The 19,935-nt window shown below is 67.5% G+C and carries 20 protein-coding genes and 1 tRNA gene; 14 read left to right on the forward strand and 7 right to left on the reverse strand.

Features of this window, described 5'->3' with window-relative positions; all coding sequences use genetic code 11:
- Positions 1 to 51: 51 nt before the first annotated feature.
- Together folK and pcnB are read right to left on the reverse strand one after the other, a co-directional pair.
- Entirely contained in the window at positions 52 to 549 is a 498-nt protein-coding gene (folK, locus tag NC595_RS15900; protein ID WP_253568076.1) for a 2-amino-4-hydroxy-6-hydroxymethyldihydropteridine diphosphokinase, read from the reverse strand.
- Complete coding sequence (gene pcnB / locus NC595_RS15905) at positions 546 to 1,874, reverse strand: polynucleotide adenylyltransferase PcnB (RefSeq protein ID WP_253568078.1); 1,329 nt, start codon at positions 1,872 to 1,874, stop codon at positions 546 to 548. Before pcnB ends, folK begins: the two co-directional genes overlap by 4 nt.
- 219 nt (positions 1,875 to 2,093) lie before the next feature.
- Between pcnB and NC595_RS15910 the strand changes: the two genes are divergently transcribed.
- Positions 2,094 to 2,169, forward strand: a tRNA-Glu gene (locus tag NC595_RS15910).
- Positions 2,170 to 2,217: 48 nt separating this feature from the next.
- Positions 2,218 to 2,541 carry a ferredoxin FdxA gene (gene fdxA / locus NC595_RS15915; protein WP_017460907.1) on the forward strand — a complete coding sequence of 108 codons (324 nt, stop codon included), beginning with the start codon at positions 2,218 to 2,220 and terminating at the stop codon, positions 2,539 to 2,541.
- Between the two features lie 85 nt (positions 2,542 to 2,626).
- On the opposite strand, the gene NC595_RS15920 is transcribed toward fdxA, so the two are convergent.
- Positions 2,627 to 3,211, reverse strand: coding sequence for a hypothetical protein (locus tag NC595_RS15920; RefSeq protein ID WP_253568080.1), 585 nt, complete (start codon positions 3,209 to 3,211; stop codon positions 2,627 to 2,629).
- Between the two features lie 36 nt (positions 3,212 to 3,247).
- Complete coding sequence (gene dapA / locus NC595_RS15925) at positions 3,248 to 4,174, reverse strand: 4-hydroxy-tetrahydrodipicolinate synthase (RefSeq protein ID WP_253568082.1); 927 nt, start codon at positions 4,172 to 4,174, stop codon at positions 3,248 to 3,250.
- A gap of 65 nt (positions 4,175 to 4,239) precedes the next feature.
- Here dapA and NC595_RS15930 point away from each other — a divergent pair, with 65 nt between their 5' ends.
- From NC595_RS15930 to NC595_RS15955, 6 genes are all read left to right on the forward strand, one after another.
- Positions 4,240 to 4,830, forward strand: a complete 591-nt coding sequence (locus tag NC595_RS15930; RefSeq protein ID WP_017460910.1) for a glycine cleavage system transcriptional repressor — start codon at positions 4,240 to 4,242, stop codon at positions 4,828 to 4,830.
- A gap of 242 nt (positions 4,831 to 5,072) precedes the next feature.
- Positions 5,073 to 5,534 carry a peroxiredoxin gene (locus NC595_RS15935; protein ID WP_253568084.1) on the forward strand — a complete coding sequence of 154 codons (462 nt, stop codon included), beginning with the start codon at positions 5,073 to 5,075 and terminating at the stop codon, positions 5,532 to 5,534.
- Positions 5,535 to 5,594: 60 nt separating this feature from the next.
- Positions 5,595 to 6,974, forward strand: a complete 1,380-nt coding sequence (locus tag NC595_RS15940; protein WP_253568086.1) for a PhoH family protein — start codon at positions 5,595 to 5,597, stop codon at positions 6,972 to 6,974.
- 126 nt (positions 6,975 to 7,100) lie between these two features.
- Positions 7,101 to 8,024, forward strand: a complete 924-nt coding sequence (locus NC595_RS15945; RefSeq protein WP_343214917.1) for an aspartyl/asparaginyl beta-hydroxylase domain-containing protein — start codon at positions 7,101 to 7,103, stop codon at positions 8,022 to 8,024.
- A 112-nt stretch (positions 8,025 to 8,136) separates the two neighbouring features.
- Entirely contained in the window at positions 8,137 to 9,042 is a 906-nt protein-coding gene (sigJ, locus tag NC595_RS15950; protein ID WP_253568090.1) for an RNA polymerase sigma factor SigJ, read from the forward strand.
- Between the two features lie 40 nt (positions 9,043 to 9,082).
- Positions 9,083 to 9,541, forward strand: coding sequence for a carboxymuconolactone decarboxylase family protein (locus NC595_RS15955; RefSeq protein WP_253568092.1), 459 nt, complete (start codon positions 9,083 to 9,085; stop codon positions 9,539 to 9,541).
- Positions 9,542 to 9,615: 74 nt separating this feature from the next.
- Here the strand turns inward: NC595_RS15955 and NC595_RS15960 are convergent, their stop codons facing one another.
- The 3 genes from NC595_RS15960 to grxC all read right to left on the reverse strand — a co-directional run bounded on the left by NC595_RS15960 (position 9,616) and on the right by grxC (position 11,443).
- Positions 9,616 to 10,629, reverse strand: coding sequence for an isocitrate dehydrogenase (locus NC595_RS15960; RefSeq protein WP_253568094.1), 1,014 nt, complete (start codon positions 10,627 to 10,629; stop codon positions 9,616 to 9,618).
- A 167-nt stretch (positions 10,630 to 10,796) separates the two neighbouring features.
- Positions 10,797 to 11,183, reverse strand: coding sequence for a carboxymuconolactone decarboxylase family protein (locus NC595_RS15965; RefSeq protein WP_253568096.1), 387 nt, complete (start codon positions 11,181 to 11,183; stop codon positions 10,797 to 10,799).
- The gene (gene grxC / locus NC595_RS15970; RefSeq protein WP_253568098.1) at positions 11,180 to 11,443 is read right to left on the reverse strand and encodes a glutaredoxin 3; all 264 of its coding nucleotides are present in this window, start codon (positions 11,441 to 11,443) and stop codon (positions 11,180 to 11,182) included. Before grxC ends, NC595_RS15965 begins: the two co-directional genes overlap by 4 nt.
- 147 nt (positions 11,444 to 11,590) lie before the next feature.
- Between grxC and NC595_RS15975 the strand changes: the two genes are divergently transcribed.
- The 6 genes from NC595_RS15975 to NC595_RS16000 all read left to right on the forward strand — a co-directional run bounded on the left by NC595_RS15975 (position 11,591) and on the right by NC595_RS16000 (position 19,935).
- Entirely contained in the window at positions 11,591 to 13,213 is a 1,623-nt protein-coding gene (locus NC595_RS15975; RefSeq protein ID WP_253568100.1) for a M48 family metalloprotease, read from the forward strand.
- Positions 13,214 to 13,305: 92 nt separating this feature from the next.
- Positions 13,306 to 13,995 (forward strand): phosphate regulon transcriptional regulator PhoB, encoded by a 690-nt coding sequence (phoB, locus tag NC595_RS15980; protein ID WP_026107161.1) that lies wholly within the window; start codon positions 13,306 to 13,308, stop codon positions 13,993 to 13,995.
- Positions 13,996 to 14,097: 102 nt separating this feature from the next.
- Complete coding sequence (phoR, locus tag NC595_RS15985; protein WP_425493166.1) at positions 14,098 to 15,342, forward strand: phosphate regulon sensor histidine kinase PhoR; 1,245 nt, start codon at positions 14,098 to 14,100, stop codon at positions 15,340 to 15,342.
- A 75-nt stretch (positions 15,343 to 15,417) separates the two neighbouring features.
- Positions 15,418 to 17,526 carry a polyphosphate kinase 1 gene (gene ppk1 / locus NC595_RS15990; RefSeq protein ID WP_253568102.1) on the forward strand — a complete coding sequence of 703 codons (2,109 nt, stop codon included), beginning with the start codon at positions 15,418 to 15,420 and terminating at the stop codon, positions 17,524 to 17,526.
- A gap of 64 nt (positions 17,527 to 17,590) precedes the next feature.
- Positions 17,591 to 19,108: a Ppx/GppA phosphatase family protein gene (locus NC595_RS15995; protein ID WP_253568103.1), complete on the forward strand. Its 1,518-nt coding sequence runs from the start codon at positions 17,591 to 17,593 to the stop codon at positions 19,106 to 19,108.
- 92 nt (positions 19,109 to 19,200) lie between these two features.
- A complete protein-coding gene (locus NC595_RS16000; RefSeq protein ID WP_253568105.1) occupies positions 19,201 to 19,935 on the forward strand; it encodes a peptidylprolyl isomerase in 735 nt (244 codons plus the stop codon).

The raw sequence follows: 19,935 nt of genomic DNA on the forward strand, positions 1-19,935 counted from the left end.
CGCCGCGGGCCGACCATCATAAACCCTCGACGCCGCAGTGCAGCACGCGCTTCAGTCGACCGGCTCGCATCCACCGGCATCCACCCGCCGCAGCAGTTCGGCCACCCGCCCCTGCCCCGGCAACTCCAGTTCAGGCGCCAGGTCGGCCAGGGGCAGCAACACGAAGGCGCGCTCGCCCATCCGCGGATGCGGGAGGGTCAGCTGCGGCTCGTCCAGCACCACGCCGTCCACGTGCAGCAGATCGAGATCGAGCGTGCGCGGCCCCCAGCGCTCGCCGTCGCGCGTGCGGCCGAACCGGCGCTCGATCGCCATCAGTGCATCGAGCAGATCATGCGGCTCCAGCGTCGTGCGCAGGCGCACGACGGCATTGAGGAAGTCCGGCTGATCGCGCCGCCCCCATGGCGGCGTCCGGTAGATGCGGGAGATGCCCGCCAGCCGACTGCCCGGCAAAGCAGCCAACGCCTCGGCCGCGCCGACAAGCGTGGCGCGTGAATCCCCCAGGTTGCTGCCCAATGCCACATAGGCGTCCCTGGCGGCGGCCTCGCTCATGCGGAGCCGGAGTGTCCGCCGGGCTTTCGCCTACGGCGGCGCTTGCGCGGAGGACGCGCGCTGGTCGTTGTGACCAGGTCCGCTCCCTGCGTCCCGCTACCGGCGGGCAACGCGGCAGCGAGCACGTCGACCGGGAGCTGCTGGGCGTGATCCCACCACAGGCCGAGCTCGCGCATTGCCGACGACTCCTCGGCCCGCAGCAGCAGGAAATCGAACGCCGCACGGAACCGTGGCTGCGCGAGAAGCCTGAGCACCCGTTTGCGCTGCACCTGTTCGAAGCGCGGCTGGAGCGCCCAGATCTCCTCCATGGTGAGCGTGAATCGCCGCGGGATCGCCACCCGCTGGCACTGCTCGCCGACCACGTGGGCCGCTGCCCGCGCCCAAGCCTCGGAGAGGTCCATGCCGCCAGCAACCAGTTCCTGTGCACGATCGCGCACTTCGCCCCACAGCAGCACGGCAAACAGAAAGGCTGGCGTCACCGACTTGCCCTCGGCCACGCGTGCGTCGGTGTTCGCCAGGCCACGCTCGACCAGGGCGCGCAGCGCCCGGTCTCCGCCCTTCAATGCCCGTGCAGTCGACGGGAACAGGAACCGGAGCAGCCCGCACTGTTCGAGCATGCGGAAACTCTTGAGCCCGTGCCCGGCCAGGAACAATTTGAGCGACTCGTCGAACAGCCGGGCCGGCGCGGCCTCGGTCAGCAGCGGCCCCAGGCTCTCGAACGGCGCCGCGGCGGCCTCGTCGATGCGGAAGCCCAGCTTGGCCGCCAGGCGGGCGGCGCGCAGCATGCGTACGGGGTCCTCGCGGTAGCGCGTGACCGGATCGCCGATCAACCGAAGCACCTTGTCCTGCACGTCCTGCATGCCGCCGACGTAATCGCGCACGGAGAAATCGCTGATGTCGTAGTACATCGCGTTGACACGGAAGTCGCGGCGCACCGCGTCCTCCTCGATCGTTCCCCAGACGTTGTCCCGCACGATGCGGCCGTCGACGATGTGGCGATCGCCTTCACCGTCTTCCTCGCCGGTGCCGCGGAACGTGGCGACCTCGATGATCTCCGGGCCGAACACGACGTGTGCCAGGCGGAAACGCCGACCGATCAGCCGGCAGTTGCGGAAGAGCTTCTTGACCTCGTCGGGCGTGGCACTGGTCGCCACGTCGAAGTCCTTGGGATGGCCGCCGAGCAGAAGATCGCGGACGGCGCCGCCAACGAGGTATGCGTCGTAGCCAGCTTCGTTGAGGCGATAAAGCACCCGCAGCGCGGCCTTGCTGATGTTCTTGCGGGAAATCACATGCTGGTCGCGCGGAATGATCCGCAGCGCAGGCATGCCGTCGGTCCCTGTTTCGTGGTTCAAGCGGTCACAGTCCCTGCCGATCGTGAAGCCCGGAAGCCTAACCCACGCCGCACGCGAGGCATACCGCGCGCGGCGGCGCACGGTACCCGAACCGCCCCGGGCTGAGGCGCGGGAGATATAGCCGGCGAATGCCGTAAAAAGGCATTGCCGGCTGCAACAATTTCGCTATACTAGCGCGCTCTGAGTCAGAACGCTCCCTTCGTCTAGTGGCCTAGGACACCGCCCTCTCAAGGCGGGAACACGAGTTCGAACCTCGTAGGGAGCGCCACTTCAGTCAGGCCGTCTTGCCTGTCTCCTCGACGGAATTCTTCCCCGCATGACCTTTGTCGTCACCGACAACTGCATCAAGTGCAAGTACACCGATTGCGTTGAGGTCTGCCCCGTCGACGCCTTCCACGAAGGCCCGAATTTCCTGGTGATCGACCCGGACGAGTGCATCGACTGCACCCTCTGCGAGCCGGAGTGCCCGATCAACGCCATCTATCCGGAAGACGATGTTCCGGCCGGACAGGAGGGCTTCGTGCAGCTCAATGCCGACCTGGCCAAGAGCTGGCCGGTCATCACCGAGCGCAAGGACGCCCTGGCCGACGCCAAGGCCTGGGAAGGCAAGCCGAACAAGATCGACCTGCTTGAGCGCTGACCACTCCAGGGACGAAAGTCGGTCATCCCGCCCATCAAAAAAGCCGCCCCGCAGGGCGGCTTTTTCGTTACGGCTCCTCGGCGAATCAACCGCCGAGCTTGGCCCTCAGGCCATCGACCACTTTCGCCACGGCCGGAGCCGAACCCTGCGCGCGCACCTCGCTGCCTTTCTGGCCGCTCGCGCTCACCGTCACCAGCACCTGCTGTGCCGTCGCGCGCGAGCTCTCGCCCTCGTCGTTGCCATGGAACATGCGGCCGAAGAAGCCGCGCTTTTTCGCCACCTTGGCGCCGGCCATCACCGTCACGGTGAAGCTGTGGCTCGAAGGGTCACGCGCGGTCACCTGGCCAATGTCCCCCGCATCGAGCACCTGCCCGACACGCTGGTAGGCGGTCTCGACATCGCCGCTCACTACGAAGCCATCGGTGATGGTCGCAGCACCACTCTGGGTAGCCGCGGTCGCACCGTTGGCAGTCGGCTGGTTGGCACCCGGAGGCGGGATCACCAACGCCTCGCTGGCCGAGGGCGTATCCATCCCCGGCGGGATCTCCAGCGGAGACTCCTGCTTGGCGGTATCCCAGGCCTTGTGCGAGCGGAACATGCCGCAGCCCGAGAGCATGAGCCCGGAAAGAAGCAAGGCCGGCAAGGCCACAGCAAGCGAGGTTTTCTTCATGTAATGGTTTTCCGTGGGAGGTTCGTGTCGCCTGGGTCAGGCGGCGACGGCCAAGGGAGCCAGGCGGATCAACGCCTGGCGAATTTGATCGCGTACCGCGCCCTCGGCCAGTTCGACCAGGGGAAGCCGGGGCGTCGCACTGCCGAGGCCGAGCCAGGGTAGCGCCGACTTCACCGCGATCGGGTTGGGCGCGCCGTTCAGCGCGTCCACCAGCGGAGCCAGCCTGGCATCGACGGCATTCGCCGCGTCCGCCCGGCCGGCCGTCGCCGCGTCGCACAACTCGCGGAACACCGCCGGCACCAGGTTGGCCACCACCGAGATCGTTCCCGCGGCACCGCCGAGCATGGCCTGGGCCGCCGTACCGTCGTCGCCGGACAGATAGACGAAATCCGAACGCGCAAGTTCCGCTGTCGCCGCAATGCGCTGTGCGTCGGCACGCGCTTCCTTGATGCCGATGATGCCCGGATGATCGCGCAGCAGCGCGGTAGTCTCCGGCAGCAGGTCGCAGCCGGTGCGGCCGGGCACATTGTAGAGAATCACCGGAAGCCCGCCATGATCGGCCACGTCGGCGAAGTGGCGGTGCAGGCCTTCCTGCGTGGGACGCACGTAGTAAGGTGTCACTACCAGTGCGGCATCCGCGCCGAGCGAGGCGGCCCGCCGGGTCAGTGCGACGGTCTTGGCCGTACCGGCCTCGCCGGTGCCGGCGATGACCGGTACGCGGCCGCCGACGTGACGCACCGCGAACGACAGCAGGGTGTCGAACTCGTCATGCTCGAGCATGTGCGCTTCGCCGGTGGATCCGGCCACGACCACCGCCTGCGTCCCGCCGTCGACCTGGTAATCCAGCAGCCGGCCGAAGGCGTCCAAATCGAGCGCCCCGTCCGGGGTGAACGGCGTCGCCAAAGCGCAGATGCTGCCGCGGATGTCCAAGGCAAGGTTTCCAGCAAAAATCGAGTCCAGCATGTTACTTGCGGGCTCGCGCGACGGGCAAGTAAGCTCGAAGGCCGTTGCGCGGGATTCCCCGTTCCGTGGACGATCCCCGCCAGGCAGGCAAGCCTTTGAACCGTACTCCCCCCCGCGCCGGCAGCGACCACCATCAGCTGCTGATCCAGACCCTCTCCTCCACCGGCAAGAGCCCCCTGCTGACGCTGGCGCGGCGCATCGCCGACGCTGGCTGCAACCTGTCCGACGCACGGGTGTCCACCATCGGCGGTGACAGTGCCCTGGTGCTGGTGGCCAGTGGTGCCTGGGATGCGCTGGCCAAGCTGGAGAACGCACTGGCCAAGCTGGCTCGCGACGAAGAGCTGCACCTGGTCCATTACCGCACGCAGCCGCGCGAGCCGGACTCCCGACTGCTGCCCTACCTGGTGGAAGTGGTCAGCGCCGATCGTCCCGGCATCCTGGTGCGCATCGTGGAGTTCTTCCATCGCAACCGGATCAGCGTCGAGCAGCTCAGCTCGATGCGCTACCAGGCGATGCAGACGGGCGCGGAAATGTTCCAGGCGCAGATCACCATCGGCATCCCGTCGGACCTGCACATCGCCACCTTGCGCGACGATTTCCTGGAGCTGTGCGACAGCCTGAACCTGGACGCCATCATGGATCCGGTGAAGTTCTGAGGATCGCTCCGCCGCGCGTGTCTGGCAAGGGCTTTCATTCCCCGCCAGACGCGCTAGTCTCTGGCCCGGGACGTTTGCGAGGCCAGCCATGCAGTCAGGGCATCCTTCGAGGAACCAGCGCCGCACGAGCGGCGACGCCCTGACCGCCGCCTGTTTTTGCCGCCCCGCTTTTCCGCCGCGCTCCGCGGCCATCCCCTTTCCCAACACATGCGCGACAGCCTTGCGCTGCCGCCGGAGACCCCATGCCTGAAGTCGGCAAGAAAATCCCCGCCCTGAAAGGACACACGGGTGACGACACCGAGCTCAAGCTGTCGAGCCTGAAGGGCCAGTGGCTGGTGATCTACTTCTACCCCAAGGACAACACGCCCGGCTGCACCACCGAAGCGCAGCAGTTCCGCGACCTGTATCCGCAATTCCGCGGGCGCAACGCACAGGTGATCGGCGTCTCACGCGATTCGGTCCGCTCCCACGCCAACTTCGCCGCCAAGCAGGAATTGCCTTTTCCGCTGGTGGCCGACATCGATGAAACCTGGTGCCACGCGTTCGACGTGATCCACGAGAAGACGCTGTACGGCAAGAAGCACCGGGGCATCGTGCGCAGCACCTTCCTGGTCGATCCCGATGGCCGGCTCGCCGCCGAGTGGCGCGGCGTGAAGGTGGCCGGCCACGCGCAGGCGGTGCTGGACGCGATCCCGACCACCTAGGCCGGACCGGCCTGATTCCATGACCCTCCCCTCCAAGACCCCCAGCGAGGTTTCTTCCGCATGACCGGAAGCAAGCGCATCTACGTGCTCGATACCAACGTGCTGCTGCACGATCCGACGTCGCTGTTCCGCTTCGAGGAGCACGACATCTTCATCCCGATGACGGTGCTGGAGGAACTGGACGAAAAGAAGAAGGGCGCGTCGGAAGTCTCCCGCAACGGCCGCCAGGTCAGCCGCTTCCTGAACGAGCTGATCGAACGCGGCAACGGCCACGGCATCAAGGACGGCCTGCCGCTGGACAATCCCTCCGGCGTGAATCTGAAGCGCGGCACGGAGACCGGCCGGCTGTACTTCCAGCAGCGCGCCACCAGCAACCACGGCAAGGCGGACAATCTGATCCTCGCCGCAGTGCTGGAACTGCTCGACCAGCAGCCCGGCCGCCCGGTGGTACTGGTCAGCAAGGACATCAACCTGCGCATCAAGGCCAGCATCTTCGGCATCGACGCGGAGGACTACGAGAACGACAAGGCGCTGGACGACTTCGCCCTGCTCTACACCGGCGCGGCCGAACTGCCGGAGAACTTCTGGGACCAGCACCCCGAGGTCGAATCCTGGAGCGAACGGGGCCGCACCTTCTACCGGCTGGACCGCGCCGAGGGCGAGGACTGGTACGTCAACCAGTGCCTGTTCCTGCCCGGCGAGGAAAGTGTCGAGCTGCGCGTCATGGCGGTGGACGAGGAGCAGGCCACGCTGGTGCTGCTGGACGACCACAGCCACCCGAACCACAGCGTCTGGGGCATTGCCGCGCGCAACCGCGAGCAGAACTTCGCGCTCAACGTGCTGATGGACCCGGACGTCGATTTCGTCACCCTGCTCGGTACCGCCGGCACCGGCAAGACCCTGCTGGCGCTGGCCGCCGGGCTGGCCCAGGTGATGGACCAGCAGCGCTACCGCGAGATCATCATGACCCGCGCCACCGTCTCGGTGGGCGAGGACATCGGCTTCCTGCCGGGCACGGAGGAGGAAAAGATGACCCCCTGGATGGGCGCGCTGACCGACAACCTCGAGGTGCTGGCGCACCCGGAAGAAGGAGGCAGCTGGGGCCGCCAGGCCACCAACGACCTGCTCGCCTCGCGCATCAAGATCCGCTCGCTCAACTTCATGCGCGGGCGCACCTTCCTGTCCCGCTACCTGATCATCGACGAGGCGCAGAACCTCACTCCCAAGCAGATGAAGACCCTGATCACCCGCGCCGGTCCCGGCACCAAGATCGTCTGCCTGGGCAACGTGGAGCAGATCGATACACCCTACCTGACCGAGACCACCTCGGGCCTGACCTACGCGGTGGACCGGTTCAAGGACTGGGCGCATTCGGCGCACATCACCCTGCGCCGGGGCGAGCGTTCGCGACTGGCCGACTTCGCCTCCGAGGCGCTCTGACACAGGCCACGCCCGGGCGCCGCGGCATCCGGGCGTGGCGGCATGCGCCGGGACCGGGCCGCGGCGCTATCCTTGTTGCCTGCCGTCCGGATCTCCGCTTCCATGCACCTGTTCACCCCTCGCCTGATCGTCCTCTACCTGCTGCTCGCCTTCGTCCTCTGCGTGCTGCTGGTGCACCTGCGCGGGCGCGTGAAACTCCGCTTCGATCGCCAGCTGGTCGACCACTCGGCGGTGTTCGCCCCGTACAACCTGTTGATGTATGCCTTCTCGGCCGTGCCGGCGACGCCGATCCTCGACCGTCGCGGCTTCCCCCAACTGGACCTGCTGCAGGCCAACTGGCAGGCGATCCGGGCCGAGGCGCTGTCATTGTTCGACGAGGGCCACATCCGCGCGGCGGAAAAACACAACGACGCCAGCTTCAACAGTTTCTTCAAGCAGGGCTGGAAGCGCTTCTACCTCAAGTGGTATGGCGAACCGCTGGCCTCGGCCGAGGCGCTGTGCCCGCAGACGGTGCGCCTGCTCAACAGCATCCCCAGCGTCAAGGCGGCAATGTTCGCCCTGCTGCCCCCGGGTTCGAAGCTCAATCCGCACCGCGATCCCTTCGCCGGCTCGCTGCGCTACCACCTGGGCCTGATCACGCCCAATTCGGACGACTGCCGCATCTTCGTCGACGGCCAGATGCACGCCTGGGGCGACGGCAAGGACGTGGTGTTCGACGAGACCTACGTGCACTGGGCGGAGAACAGGACCGACCAGACCCGGGTGATCCTGTTCGCCGACGTCGAACGGCCGCTGCGCACGCGCTGGATGAGTGCAATCAACCACCGCGTCGGCGCGTTCATGGGTTCGATCACCGCCTCGCCCAACAGCGACACCGCCGCGGAAAAAGTCGGCTTCGTCAACCGCGCGTTCGCCCTGAACCAGCGCGGGCGCGAGCGCAGCCGGGCGTTCAAGAGGAAGCATCCGAAGCTGTTCCGGGCGCTGAAATACACCGCGATGTTGGTGTTCATCTGGCTGGTCTTCCTGGCGCCCTGGCCACTGGTCCGCTGAACGCCGTGCGCGTCGCGCCTCCCGCATGGTCCGCCGGGGGCCGGAGATGCGGTCACGTTTGAGGGGCGCCGTGCGTCCTCGTGGCACGTCGCCGGAGTTCGGAGTTCACGCCATGGATCCACGCACTGCCCTGTTCCAGCAACACCGTCCGCGTCTGTTCGGACTGGCCTACCGCATGCTCGGCAGCCCCGCCGACGCCGAGGATGTCCTGCACGATGCGTGGCTTCGCTGGCACGCGCAGGAGGGCATCCAGCTCGACGATCCGGAAGCGTGGTTGGTGACGGTAACCACCCGGCTCGCCCTGGACCGACTACGCCGGGCCAGGACCGAACGCGAACACTACACCGGCCCGTGGCTGCCCGAGCCGATGCCAACCGACGCCGGGCCGCCCGAGGCCGAAGCGGAACGCAGCGAGTCGCTCAGCCTGTCGTTCCTGCTGCTGCTCGAACGACTGAGTCCAGAGGAACGGGCCGCCTTCCTGCTCACCGAGGTGTTCGACTACCGTCACGGTGAGGCCTCGGCGATCCTCGGCATCGCCGAGGACGCCTGCCGGCAGCGCGTGCATCGCGCCCGCGCGCGGCTGCGTGAAGGGCGGCCGCGGTTCCGCGTCGATGCCACCACCCAGCAGCGCCTGCTGCAACGCCTGGTGGCTGCGATGCAGCGACCTGATCTCGAAACGCTGCGCGCCCTGTTCGTTGAGGATGCCGTTCACGTCAGCGACGGCGGCGGCGTGGTGCGCGCGGCGCTGCGGCCGCTGTACGGCGCCGAGCGGCTGGCCCGACTGTACCTGCAGGTCGCCAGCCAGATGGTGGGGCAGGCGATCCGCTTCGAACTGTGCACGCTCAACGGCGCACCGGCCCTGCTCATCCACGACGGCGACCGGCTGGGCACCGCCATGTGGATCGAGGCCGACGCGAATGGCGAGAGGATCGCCGCGGTCCACGCGCTGCGCCATCCGGACAAGCTGGCCCGGCTGCAGGCAGTCACGAAACGGGAGACCCGGGCGTCCTTGTCCTGAGCGGCCACTCCGGCCGCACTCATCCAACAAGGAGCCTCCCATGACCCGTTTTGCGATCCAACGCCACTATGCCTCGATGCAGCCGCTGATCACCCTGGGCCAGAACATTCGCGACGCCGGCCGGCTGGAGCCGGCCCTGATCGAACTGGTGCAGATGCGCGTGTCGCAGATCAACGGCTGTGCCTTCTGCCTGGACATGCACAGCAAGGACGCCCGATCCGCCGGAGAAACCGAGCAGCGCCTCCACCTGCTGCCGGCCTGGCGCGAAACCCGGCTGTACAGCGAACGCGAACGCGTCGCGCTGGCCTGGGCCGAGGAGCTGACCGAGCTGGCCTCGCCAGAGGCGGTATCCGACGCGCTCCACGAGCAGGCCCGCCAGCACTTCGACGAGGAGGCACTGGTCGACCTGACGCTGCTGGTGGTCGCCATCAACAGCTGGAATCGGATCAACGTCGCCGCGCGCACGATCGGCGGCAGCTACCGGCCGGCCTCGCACTGAGCTTCGGCAGGCAGAAACGAAGACGGCCACGGTGGGTGCCGTGGCCGTCTTCGCGTGAACAGGATCGAACCTAATCAGCCCTTCACACGGCGCGCAATCGCCTCGCCGAAGCTCTCGGTCGAACCCTTGCCGCCGAGATCCGGCGTCACGCTGTCGCGGTCGTTCGTCATGGTGTCGCGGATCGCCTGGCGCAGCCTGGTGCCCTTCTCCACCATGCCGAGGTGATCGAGCATGTCGGCCGCGGCCAGCAGCAGCGCGCAGGGGTTGGCGATGCCCTTGCCGGCGATATCCGGCGCCGAGCCGTGCACCGCCTCGAAGATCGCCGCGTGCTCGCCGATGTTGTCGCCCGGAGCCAGGCCAAGACCGCCGACCAGGCCGGCGCACAGATCGGAGAGAATGTCGCCGAACAGGTTGGTGGTGACGATCACGTCGAACTGCTCGGGGCGCATCACCAGCTGCATGCAGGTGTTGTCCACGATCATCTCGTTGAACTCGATCTGCGGGTATTCCTTGGCGATCTCGCGGGCCACGTTGAGGAACAGCCCGGAGCTGGTCTTCATGATATTGGCCTTGTGCACCGCGGTCACCTTCTTGCGACCCTTCTTCACCGCCATGTCGAAGGCGTAGCGCACGATGCGGGTGCTGCCCTTGCGGGTGTTGCGGATGATCGACTGCGCCACCTCGCCGTCCTCCGACAACGTCTGGCCCTCGGCCAGGTAGGCGCCCTCGGTGTTCTCGCGCACGGTGATGATGTCGATGTTCTCGAAGCGCGACTTGGTGCCCGGGAAGCTGATCGCCGGACGCACGTTGGCGTACAGGTCGAAGTGCCGGCGCAAGGTGACGTTGATCGAGGTGAAGCCACCGCCGATCGGCGTGGTCAGCGGGCCCTTGAGCGCGACCTTGTGCCGGGCGATCTTGTCCAGAGTGTCCTTCGGCAGCAGGTCGCCATGCTTGTCCAGCGCGATCATGCCGGCCTCGGCGAAGTCGTACTCAAGACCGCAATCCAGTGCGTCGAGCACGCGCAGCGTGGCGGTCATGATCTCGGGGCCGATGCCGTCGCCGGGAATCACGGCAATGGTCTTGCTCATGGGGATGCTCCTTGGGATGCGTTTCCGGGGGGGGGAAGGCGCCCGAGGGGGAGATCGGGGCCTTATAACCGCCGAATTATCGCTTATGCCCGCCATCGCGGCCACCGGATCGGCGGCCGCAGGCGATGCAAATGCTGGTACGCAGCGTCCCAAAAAGCTGCACGCGCTCAGGCGTGGTCGGCGCACTCCACCGTCTGGCCGGCACCACCCTCGAGCTGGTCGAGGAAATCCACCGCGCGGCGCAGGTGCGGGATCACGATCGAGCCGCCCACCACCAGGCCGACGCTGAAGGTCTCGAAGAACTCCTCGCGCGTCACGCCCGCCTCCTTGCACTGGGCCACGTGATAGCTGATGCAGTCATCGCAGCGCAGCACCATCGAGGCGACCAGGCCAAGCAGTTCCTTGGTCTTCACGTCCAGCGCGCCGGCCTTGTAGGTCTGCGTGTCCAGCGCGAAGAAACGGCGCACGACCTGGTTGTCCTCGGCCAGGATGCGCTCGTTCATGCGCTGGCGGAACGCGGTGAACTCGGCCAGCCGATCCTTCTCCGCGCTCATGCGCCCGCTCCCAGCAACTCGGCCAGTTTGCCGCTGCGGTCGGCGGCGACCAGATCGTCGAAGCCGCCCACGTGCTGGTCATTGATGAAGATCTGCGGCACGGTGCGCCGGCCGCCGCTGCGGGCCAGCATGGTGTCGCGCTGGGACATGTCCATGTCGATACGTACCTCGGTCCATTCCAGGCCCTTGGACTTCAACAGGTTTTTCGCCGCCACGCAGTAGGGGCAGACGGCGGTGGAATAGACCTCGATCTTGGGCATTGCCGGACTCCAGGGAAAACCTTCTAGTGGGCTCAGGTGGGGCCGCCGGTGCCGCCGTGCAAGGCGGCTGACGGGTGAACGGGGATGCGCCGGCCGACCGGAACCGAGGCGCGGCCGTTGCGGTCGCAGTGGTATTGTCGCCGACCTATGACCATGGCACCACGACGTCTCCTTTCCCGCCTGCTCGTTGCGCTGGTCAGCGCCGGCCTGAGCCTCGCCGCCGGCGCGCAGGACAATGTGCGCCTGCCCGATCTGGGCAGCTCGGCGAACGCGCTGATTTCCGACCAGGAGGCGAACGATTACGGTGCCGCGATGCTGCGCCAGATGCGCGCGCTGGACATGGTGGTCGACGACCCCCTGCTGGACGACTACATCAACCATCTCGGCTACCGCCTGGTCGCGGCCAGCGACAAGCCCAAGGACCATTTCCGCTTCCTGATCGTCAAGGATCCGGAGATCAATGCCTTTGCCGCCCCGGGTGGGTACATCGCGGTCAACTCCGGCCTGATCCAGATCACCCGCAGCGAGAGCGAACTGGCCGGCGTGATCGCCCACGAGATCGGCCACATCACGCAGAACCACCTGCAGCGAGCCTTCGAGGCCTCCAAGAAGGATGCCCCCCTGATGGCACTGGTTCTGCTCGGCGCGATCGCCGCCGGCTCCAGCGCCCATTCCGGCGACGCCGCCGGCGCGATCCTGATGGGTGGCCAGGGGGCGTTGATGCAGAAACAGATCAACTTCACCCGCAAGGACGAGATCGAGGCGGATCGGGTGGGCATCCAGACCCTGGCCCGCGCCGGTTTCGATCCCAACGCCATGGCTGCGTTCTTCGAGCGGATGGAGGACACGCTGCGTACGGGTTCCGGAGGTGACGGCGTGCCCGCGCTTTTGCAGGACCATCCGGTCACCACCGAACGCATCAGCGACGCGAAAGAGCGCGCCGGCGCGCTGATCGCGATGCAGAAGGAGCGCCCGAGCGGCAACACGATCGACCCGGCGCAGTGGGCGCAAAGCACCGCGCCGATCGCCTACGTGCGCAACCCGACCGACCTGCTGCCCGCCACGTCCGCAGCGGGCAACGTCGACACATACGCTTTGATGCGCGAGCGGGTCCGCGTGCTGGCAGGTGACCCCCTGAGGCTGACCACCTATTACTCGGCCAACCTGCCGCACCATGGCTTCGATACGCTGGCCAACCGCTACGGGTATGCGCTTGCGCTGACCCGCAGCGGCAGCGGGGCGAAGGCGATCAGTGTCCTCCAGCCATTGCTGGCATCGCACCCCGACAACCAGGTGCTGCGACTGGCCCTGGCCGACGCCGAACTGCAGGACGGCCAGCGCAGCCGCGCCCTGAGCGCCTACGCTGCCCTCAATGACGAGTCGCCCCGCAATGCGGCGATCACCCTGGCCTACGCCAAGGCGCTGATCATCGACAAACCCAGCAAAGACCAGGCCGCGCAGGCTGCCGCCCTGCTGCGTCCTGCCACGGCTACCAGCGAGGATCCGGATATCTTCCGCACCTATGCACGGGCAAATGAACTGGCCGGATATGACGCCCGCGCAGGCGAAGCCTATGCCGATGCCAGCTACCTCTCGGGCCGCCCGTTCGACGCGCTCGAGCAGCTCAAGCGAGTGCTCAAGCGGAACGACCTGGACTACTACGCCCGGGCCCGTATCCAGGCGCGGATTGCCGAGCTGACCCCGTTGGTGCTCGAACTGCGCAAGCGCAAGGTGCAGACCGAAGACAACCCGGACCGCACCCAGCAGTAACCCGGGTGACATCCCGCCGCGGCACACCTGTCATCGCGACGTAACATAATGACGCTGCAATCCCACCGTCACAGACATGGGCGTAAGCAAGCGTGCACAAGCGCATTCTGATCGTTGAAGACGAAGCCTCGATCCGCGACATGGTCGCCTTTGCCCTGCGCAAGGCCGGCATGGAGGCGACCCAGGCGGCCGACGCCCGTGCCGCGCAGCTAGCCATCGCCGAGCAGGTGCCCGACCTGATCCTGCTCGACTGGATGCTTCCCGGCACCAGCGGTCTCGAGCTGGCCAGGCGCCTGCGCAAGGAGGAGCTGAGCCGGGAGATCCCGATCATCATGCTCACCGCCCGGGGCGAGGAGATGGATCGCGTCAACGGCCTGGAGGCCGGCGTCGATGATTACGTCATCAAGCCGTTCTCGACCCGCGAGCTGATCGCCCGCATCAAGGCTGTGCTGCGCCGCAGCCACGGCGACGACGGCTCCGGCATCGTGGAGCTGGGCGCCCTGCGCATCGATGGCCCGGCCCATCGCGTGTTCGCAGGCGACGAGCCGGTGTCGATCGGGCCGACCGAATACCGCCTGCTGTACTTCTTCATGACCCACCCGGAACGGGTGTACTCACGCGCCCAGCTTCTCGACCATGTGTGGGGTGGGAGCGTCTACGTGGAAGAGCGCACGGTGGACGTGCACATCCGGCGCCTGCGCAAGACGCTCGAGCCGTTCAAGCTGGACGACATGGTGCAGACCGTGCGCGGTTCGGGTTATCGCTTCTCCGCCAGCGTGTGACCGCCACGGGCGCGGCTTGCGCGGCAACAAGGTTTTCCCGATCCTGCCGACTGCCCCCTCCCGCGGGATTCCTTCGCCTTGAGCAACGTTCGCCCCCCCGCAATGCCGGCCCTGGTTCTCTGGCTGGCCCTCGGTCTCCTTGGCGGTGGCCTGGCCGGCCACTTGGCCGCTGGCCACGCACCTGCGGGCGTGGCCGTCGCAGCGCTGGCGGAAATCGTATTGCTGCTGTCTTCGATCCGTCATCTGCGCCGCGCGATGATCGCATCACCCTCCTCCTCCCCGCCCACGCATGACCGTTTCATGACACGTACCCGCCGTATCGCCTCCAGCCTGCGCGACCTGCGCAGCGCCGCCGGCAACCTCCCCGATGCCGTGGTGCTGCTGGACAACGAACAGCACGTGCGCTGGTTCAACCATGCAGCGGAGGATCTGCTGGGGCTGCGCCGGCCGCAGGATCGCGGCTCCGACCTGCACGAGCGGCTGCGCCACTCCGACCTCGCCGACTGGCTCGAAGACGGCGCGCGCGAGCCGCTCAACGACATTCCCGCACCGGGGCGACCGGACCGTCACCTCAACGTCACCCTGCTGCCGTTCGGCCGCCGCCAGCGCCTGCTGCTGGCCCGCGACATCAGTGACCTCACCCGACTGGAGCAGATACGCCGCGACTTTGTCGCAAACGTGTCGCACGAGTTGCGCACACCGTTGACGGTGATCCACGGCTACCTCGAACTACTCGATCCGGAGGATGTGCCCGAACTGGCCCCGGTACTCGGCGAGATGCGCGCCCAGTCCAAGCGGATGGGACAGATCGTCGAAGACCTGCTGACCCTGTCCCGGCTGGAAACGCAGGAACACGTCGCCGACGAACGGGTGGCCATGGCTCCGCTGCTTGCCACCCTGCGCAAGGAAGCGGAGGCGCTGAGTCAGGGCCGCCATCGCGTGGTGCTCGAGTCCACCGCCGAGACCGACCTGCTGGGCTCACCCAAGGATCTGCACAGCGCCTTTTCCAACCTGGTCAGCAATGCGGTGCGATACACCCCGGCCGGCGGCACCATCACCATCCGCTGGCAGCGGCAGGGCGACGGCGCGGTGTACTCGGTGAGCGATACCGGTTTCGGCATTCCGGCCAACCACTTGTCGCGGCTGACCGAACGGTTCTACCGGGTCTCGTCGAGCCGCTCGCGCGACACCGGCGGCACCGGCCTGGGCCTGTCCATCGTCAAGCACGTGCTGAACCTGCACCAGGCCCGCCTGCAGATCGAGAGCACGCCCGGCCAGGGCTCGACCTTCTCCTGTCACTTCGGCCGCGAGCGCCTACTTGGCCCGTCATCCGGCGACGAGGGCTGAACCGGCGACGGTCGGGCCGATGCCCCTGCCGGCGCATGGGATGTGCGCCGACGACAGTTGCGACAGAATGACGTCATGCGTCGTGCACCTTCGTCCCCGTCTACCGAATCGGCCGAGCTCCGGGCCCCCGAGCTGTTCCTCAGCCGTGAACTGGCCGCACTGGAGTTCAACTTCCGCGTGCTGGCGATGGCTCGCGACCCGAACGTGCCCCTGCTCGAGCGCCTGCGCTACCTGAGCATCGTGGCCAACAACCTCGACGAGTTCTTCGAGGTGCGCGTGGCGATGCTCAAGCACCATCACCATTTCGGCTCGGCCTCGCCCGGCCCGGACGGCATCCCGTCCGGCGAGCTGCTGGCCCGCATCCGCGCCCGCGCGCTGGACCTCGTCGCCGAGCAATATGCCACCTGGCAGGAAGACCTCAGCCCCCGGCTGGAGGCCGAGGGCATCTGCATCCTGCCGCGCCAGCGCTGGAGCAAGCGCCAGCACCAGTGGCTGCGTGGCTACTTCGAGAAAGAGGTTCTGCCGGTCCTGTCGCCGTTGGGGCTGGACCCGGTGCACCCGTTCCCGCGCATCCTCAACAAGACGCTCAACCTCGCGGTGGTGCTGAAGGGCCGCGACGCGTTCGGCCACGAAGGGCACATGGCGCTGGTGCGGGCGCCGCGTTCGCTGCCGCGGATCATCCGCGTCCCGGCCGAGGTCAGCGGTCCTGGCGAGCATTTCGTGTTCCTGGCCGAACTGCTGCATGCCTTCGTCGACCTCGCCTTTCCAGGCTTCAAGGTGCTCGGCTCGCACCAGTTCCGGGTGACCCGGAACAGCGAGCTCATGGTTGAGGAGGCCGAGGTCGACAACCTGGCCCGGGCGCTGTCCGAAGAGCTGCTCGGTCGCGGCTATGCCCGGCCGGTGCGCCTGCAGATCGGCACCGACTGCCCCAAGTCGATCACCCGCATGCTGGTGGAGAACTTCGACCTGGAGGAGGCCGACGTCTACCGCTGCGACGGACCAGTCAACATCATCCGCGCGGGGCTGATCTACGACTGGGTCGACCGGCCCGACCTGAAGTTCCCGCGCTTCACCCCGCGGGTGCCGGCCGCCATCGAGGCCAGCCGCAACAAGTTCGACGTGATCGCCCAGCGCGACGTGCTGCTGCACCATCCCTACGAGAGCTTCTCGGCCGTGGTCGACCTGCTGCGCCAGGCCGCGCAGGACACGCAGGTGCTGGCGATCAAGCAGACGCTGTACCGCGCCGGCGAGGACACCCCGCTGGTCGACCTGCTGATCGAGGCGGCGCGCAACGGCAAGGACGTCACCGTGGTGATCGAACTGCGCGCGCGTTTCGACGAGGAGGCCAACATCCGCCTCGCCACGCGCCTGCAGGAAGCCGGCGTACAGGTGGTCTACGGCGTGGTCGGGTTCAAGACCCACGCGAAGATGATGCTGATCGTGCGCCGCGAGGGCGACCGGCTGCGCCGCTACGCGCACCTGTCCACCGGCAACTACCACCAGGCCAACAGCCGCCTGTACACCGACATCGGCCTGATGACGGCGAACGAGGAAATCGGCGAGGACCTGCACAAGATCTTCCAGCAGCTCTCCGGGCTGGGACCGACCATCAGCCTCAAGCGCCTCCTGCACTCGCCATTCACCCTCTACAAGAGCGTGGTGGCCAAGATCGAGCGCGAGACCGACAACGCCCGTGCCGGCAAACCGGCGCGGATCGTCGCCAAGCTCAACGCGCTGAACGAATCGCACGTGATCGAGGCGCTCTACCGGGCGTCCCAGGCCGGCGTCGAGATCGACCTGGTGGTGCGCGGCGCCTGCACGCTGCGGCCGGGCCTGCCCGGGGTCTCCGAGCGGATCCACGTGCGCTCCATCGTCGGCCGCTTCCTCGAGCACAGCCGGGTGTACTGGTTCGCCAACGACGGCCAGCCGGAGCTGTACTGCGCCAGCGCCGACTGGATGGAGCGCAACCTGATGCGGCGCATCGAGGTGGCCTTCCCGATCCTCGATCCCGTGCTCGCCCAGCGCGTGTTCGACGAGACACTGGCCAATACGCTCGCCGACAACACGCAGGCATGGCTGCTGGGCAGCAACGGTCGCTACACGCGCGCCACGCCCGGCGAACAGCCGCCCTACAACGCCCAGCAGTCGCTGCTCGACAAGCTCTGCGGGCCGACCAGACCGTAAGGGATCCAAGCATGCCCCACCCCGCCTCCACGCCGCGTCCGCCCAGCCACATGGAATGTCTCGCATGACGCTGGGCGACAACGTGCCGATCCGCGACGGCGAACTGGTGGCCGCAGTGGACATGGGATCGAACAGTTTCCACATGGTCGTCGCGCGGGTCGAACACGGCGAGCCTCGCGTGATCGATCGCCTGCGCGACACCGTGCGCATGGCCGCCGGCCTGCGCAGCGACGGCACCCTCGATGCCGAGCATCGCGCGCGGGCCCTGAACTGCCTGGCCCGCTTCGGCCAGCGCCTCGCTGGCCTGCCCTCGCTGCACGTGCGCGCGGTGGCCACCAACACGGTGCGCCGCCTCGCCTCGCCGCAGGCCTTCCTCACCGCCGCGGAAACCGCGCTGGGCCACCCGGTGGAAGTGGTCTCCGGCCGTGAGGAAGGTCGCCTGATCTTCCTTGGCGTGGCCCACGACCTGCCCGCCTCGCGCGAGCCACGGCTGGTGATCGACGTCGGCGGCGGCAGCACCGAATTCATCATTGGCCGCGGTGTCGCGCCGCTGCATACCGAGAGTGTCCAGGTCGGCTGCATCGCCTCCACGCTGCGCTTCTTCGCCGGCGGCAAGCTCAACCGCAAGCGTTGGCAGAAGGCCCGTGGCGAGATCGGCCTGCTGCTGCAGCAGTTCGAAGAAGACTACCGCGAGGCGGGCTGGCAGGAGGCATTCGGCTCGTCCGGTACCGCCAAGGCGATCGGCTCCGTGGTTCAGGCGATGAAGCTCTCGGACGACGGCATCACCCAGTCGTCGCTGGCCTCATTGCGCGACGCCCTGCTCGACCAGGGACAGATCGGCTCGCTCAAGCTCCCGGGACTAGCCGACGACCGCGCGCCGGTGATCGCCGGCGGCGTGGTGATTTTCGAGGCGGCCTTCCAGGCGCTTGGCATCGAGCGCATGCGCGTGTGCGAAAGCTCGATGCGCGAGGGCCTGCTGTGGGACATGCTTGGCCGCGCCGGCGGCAGCGATCCCCGCACAGCGAGCATCGATGCGCTGGCCACCCGCTACGGGGTGGACCGGGCACAGGCACGACGCGTAGAGTCGACCGCACTGGTGCTGTTCGACCAGATCGCGCCGCAATGGAAGCTCGATGCCGAGGCGCGCGAGTGGCTATCCTGGTCGGCCCGCGTGCATGAAATCGGGCTGGCGATCGCCCACAGCCAGCACCATCGCCACGGCGCCTATATCCTGCGCAACGCCGATCTCGCCGGATTCTCCCGGCAGGAGCAACAACTGCTCGCGGCCATCGTCGAACTGCACCGGCGCAAGCCGGACAAGGCGTTGATATCGGCCCTGCCCCAGCGCTATCGGCTGATCGCCCGGCAGATCACGGCCCTGCTTCGGCTGGCGGTACTGTTCCGCCGGGCGCGTCGGGCCGAATCGCTGCCGGCGCTGCGGCTGGCCGCCACCCGGCAACGTCTGCGCCTGGCGCTGCCGGCCGCATGGCTGGAGCAGCATCCGCTCACCGAGGCCGACCTGGAGCAGGAGCGCTCCCCGATGTCCGATCTCGGTTTCACCCTGGCCCTCAGCGCGATCTGACAGTGGCAGCGCACTGCGATTCAGCCACGGCCAGCCCCAGGCTGGCGCGGCCGCGTATCATTGGGCGATTCCAGGCACGCGCGAGATCCACGTTGAAAGCTTTCCTGCTCTCCCTGCTGCTCATTGCTCCGACCGCCCTGCTGGCGCAGAAGGCACCCAAGGACGCCGGCACCGCGCCGCCGCAGCCCGCCACTCAGGAGGCGCCCCGGCCGGAAGTGGTGATGCATACCTCGCTCGGCGACATCACGCTGGAGCTTTACCCGGACAAGTCACCCAAGAGCGTGGCCAACTTCCTGCAATATGTCCGCGACGGCTTCTACGCGGGTACCGTCTTTCATCGCGTGATCCCCGGCTATCTGGTCCAGGGCGGGCTGTACACCCGCGATCTGCAACCGCGCCGCACCCGCCCGGCGATCGCCAGCGAGGCAGACAACGGCCTGTCCAACGTGCGCGGCACCATTGCGGTCGCCCGCGGTGCCGACCCCAACTCCGGCACCTCGCAGTTCTTCTTCAACCTGGTCGACAACCGCCGCCTGGACTTCGTCGGCAGCCAGAGCGGGCTGACCTGGGGCTACGCCGTGTTCGGCAAGATCATCAAGGGCATGGACGTGGTCGACAAGATCGCCTCCCTGCCTACCCGCGCGCAGGGGCCGTTCGCGGGCGACGTGCCCAACCCGCTGGTGGTGATCACCGGCGCGGATATCGTCGGCGAGGCCGCCAAGAGCGAAGACACTCAGCCAGCGACCGACGGCAGCGCAGCACCCGCGGCCAAGGCCGCCACGAGCAAGCCGAAGAAAGGCGCCGCACCGACCAAACGGCACGGCTGA

The sequence above is a fragment of the Dyella lutea genome, assembly GCF_024158035.1.
Taxonomy (GTDB): domain Bacteria; phylum Pseudomonadota; class Gammaproteobacteria; order Xanthomonadales; family Rhodanobacteraceae; genus Dyella_A; species Dyella_A lutea.

Bases quoted from the DNA above. Each gene is read 5' to 3' on its own strand.
- fdxA (WP_017460907.1), top strand. From the start codon at position 2,218: ATGACCTTTGTCGTCACCGACAACTGCATCAAGTGCAAGTACACCGAT.
- sigJ (WP_253568090.1), top strand. From the start codon at position 8,137: ATGGATCCACGCACTGCCCTGTTCCAGCAACACCGTCCGCGTCTGTTC.
- ppk1 (WP_253568102.1), top strand. From the start codon at position 15,418: ATGCGTCGTGCACCTTCGTCCCCGTCTACCGAATCGGCCGAGCTCCGG.
- NC595_RS15960 (WP_253568094.1), bottom strand. From the start codon at position 10,629: ATGAGCAAGACCATTGCCGTGATTCCCGGCGACGGCATCGGCCCCGAG.
- NC595_RS15920 (WP_253568080.1), bottom strand. From the start codon at position 3,211: ATGAAGAAAACCTCGCTTGCTGTGGCCTTGCCGGCCTTGCTTCTTTCC.
- NC595_RS15955 (WP_253568092.1), top strand. From the start codon at position 9,083: ATGACCCGTTTTGCGATCCAACGCCACTATGCCTCGATGCAGCCGCTG.
- NC595_RS15965 (WP_253568096.1), bottom strand. From the start codon at position 11,183: ATGAGCGCGGAGAAGGATCGGCTGGCCGAGTTCACCGCGTTCCGCCAG.
- NC595_RS15935 (WP_253568084.1), top strand. From the start codon at position 5,073: ATGCCTGAAGTCGGCAAGAAAATCCCCGCCCTGAAAGGACACACGGGT.
- pcnB (WP_253568078.1), bottom strand. From the start codon at position 1,874: ATGCCTGCGCTGCGGATCATTCCGCGCGACCAGCATGTGATTTCCCGC.
- NC595_RS15975 (WP_253568100.1), top strand. From the start codon at position 11,591: ATGACCATGGCACCACGACGTCTCCTTTCCCGCCTGCTCGTTGCGCTG.
- phoR (WP_425493166.1), top strand. From the start codon at position 14,098: ATGCCGGCCCTGGTTCTCTGGCTGGCCCTCGGTCTCCTTGGCGGTGGC.
- folK (WP_253568076.1), bottom strand. From the start codon at position 549: ATGAGCGAGGCCGCCGCCAGGGACGCCTATGTGGCATTGGGCAGCAAC.
- NC595_RS15995 (WP_253568103.1), top strand. From the start codon at position 17,591: ATGACGCTGGGCGACAACGTGCCGATCCGCGACGGCGAACTGGTGGCC.
- NC595_RS15940 (WP_253568086.1), top strand. From the start codon at position 5,595: ATGACCGGAAGCAAGCGCATCTACGTGCTCGATACCAACGTGCTGCTG.
- dapA (WP_253568082.1), bottom strand. From the start codon at position 4,174: ATGCTGGACTCGATTTTTGCTGGAAACCTTGCCTTGGACATCCGCGGC.
- grxC (WP_253568098.1), bottom strand. From the start codon at position 11,443: ATGCCCAAGATCGAGGTCTATTCCACCGCCGTCTGCCCCTACTGCGTG.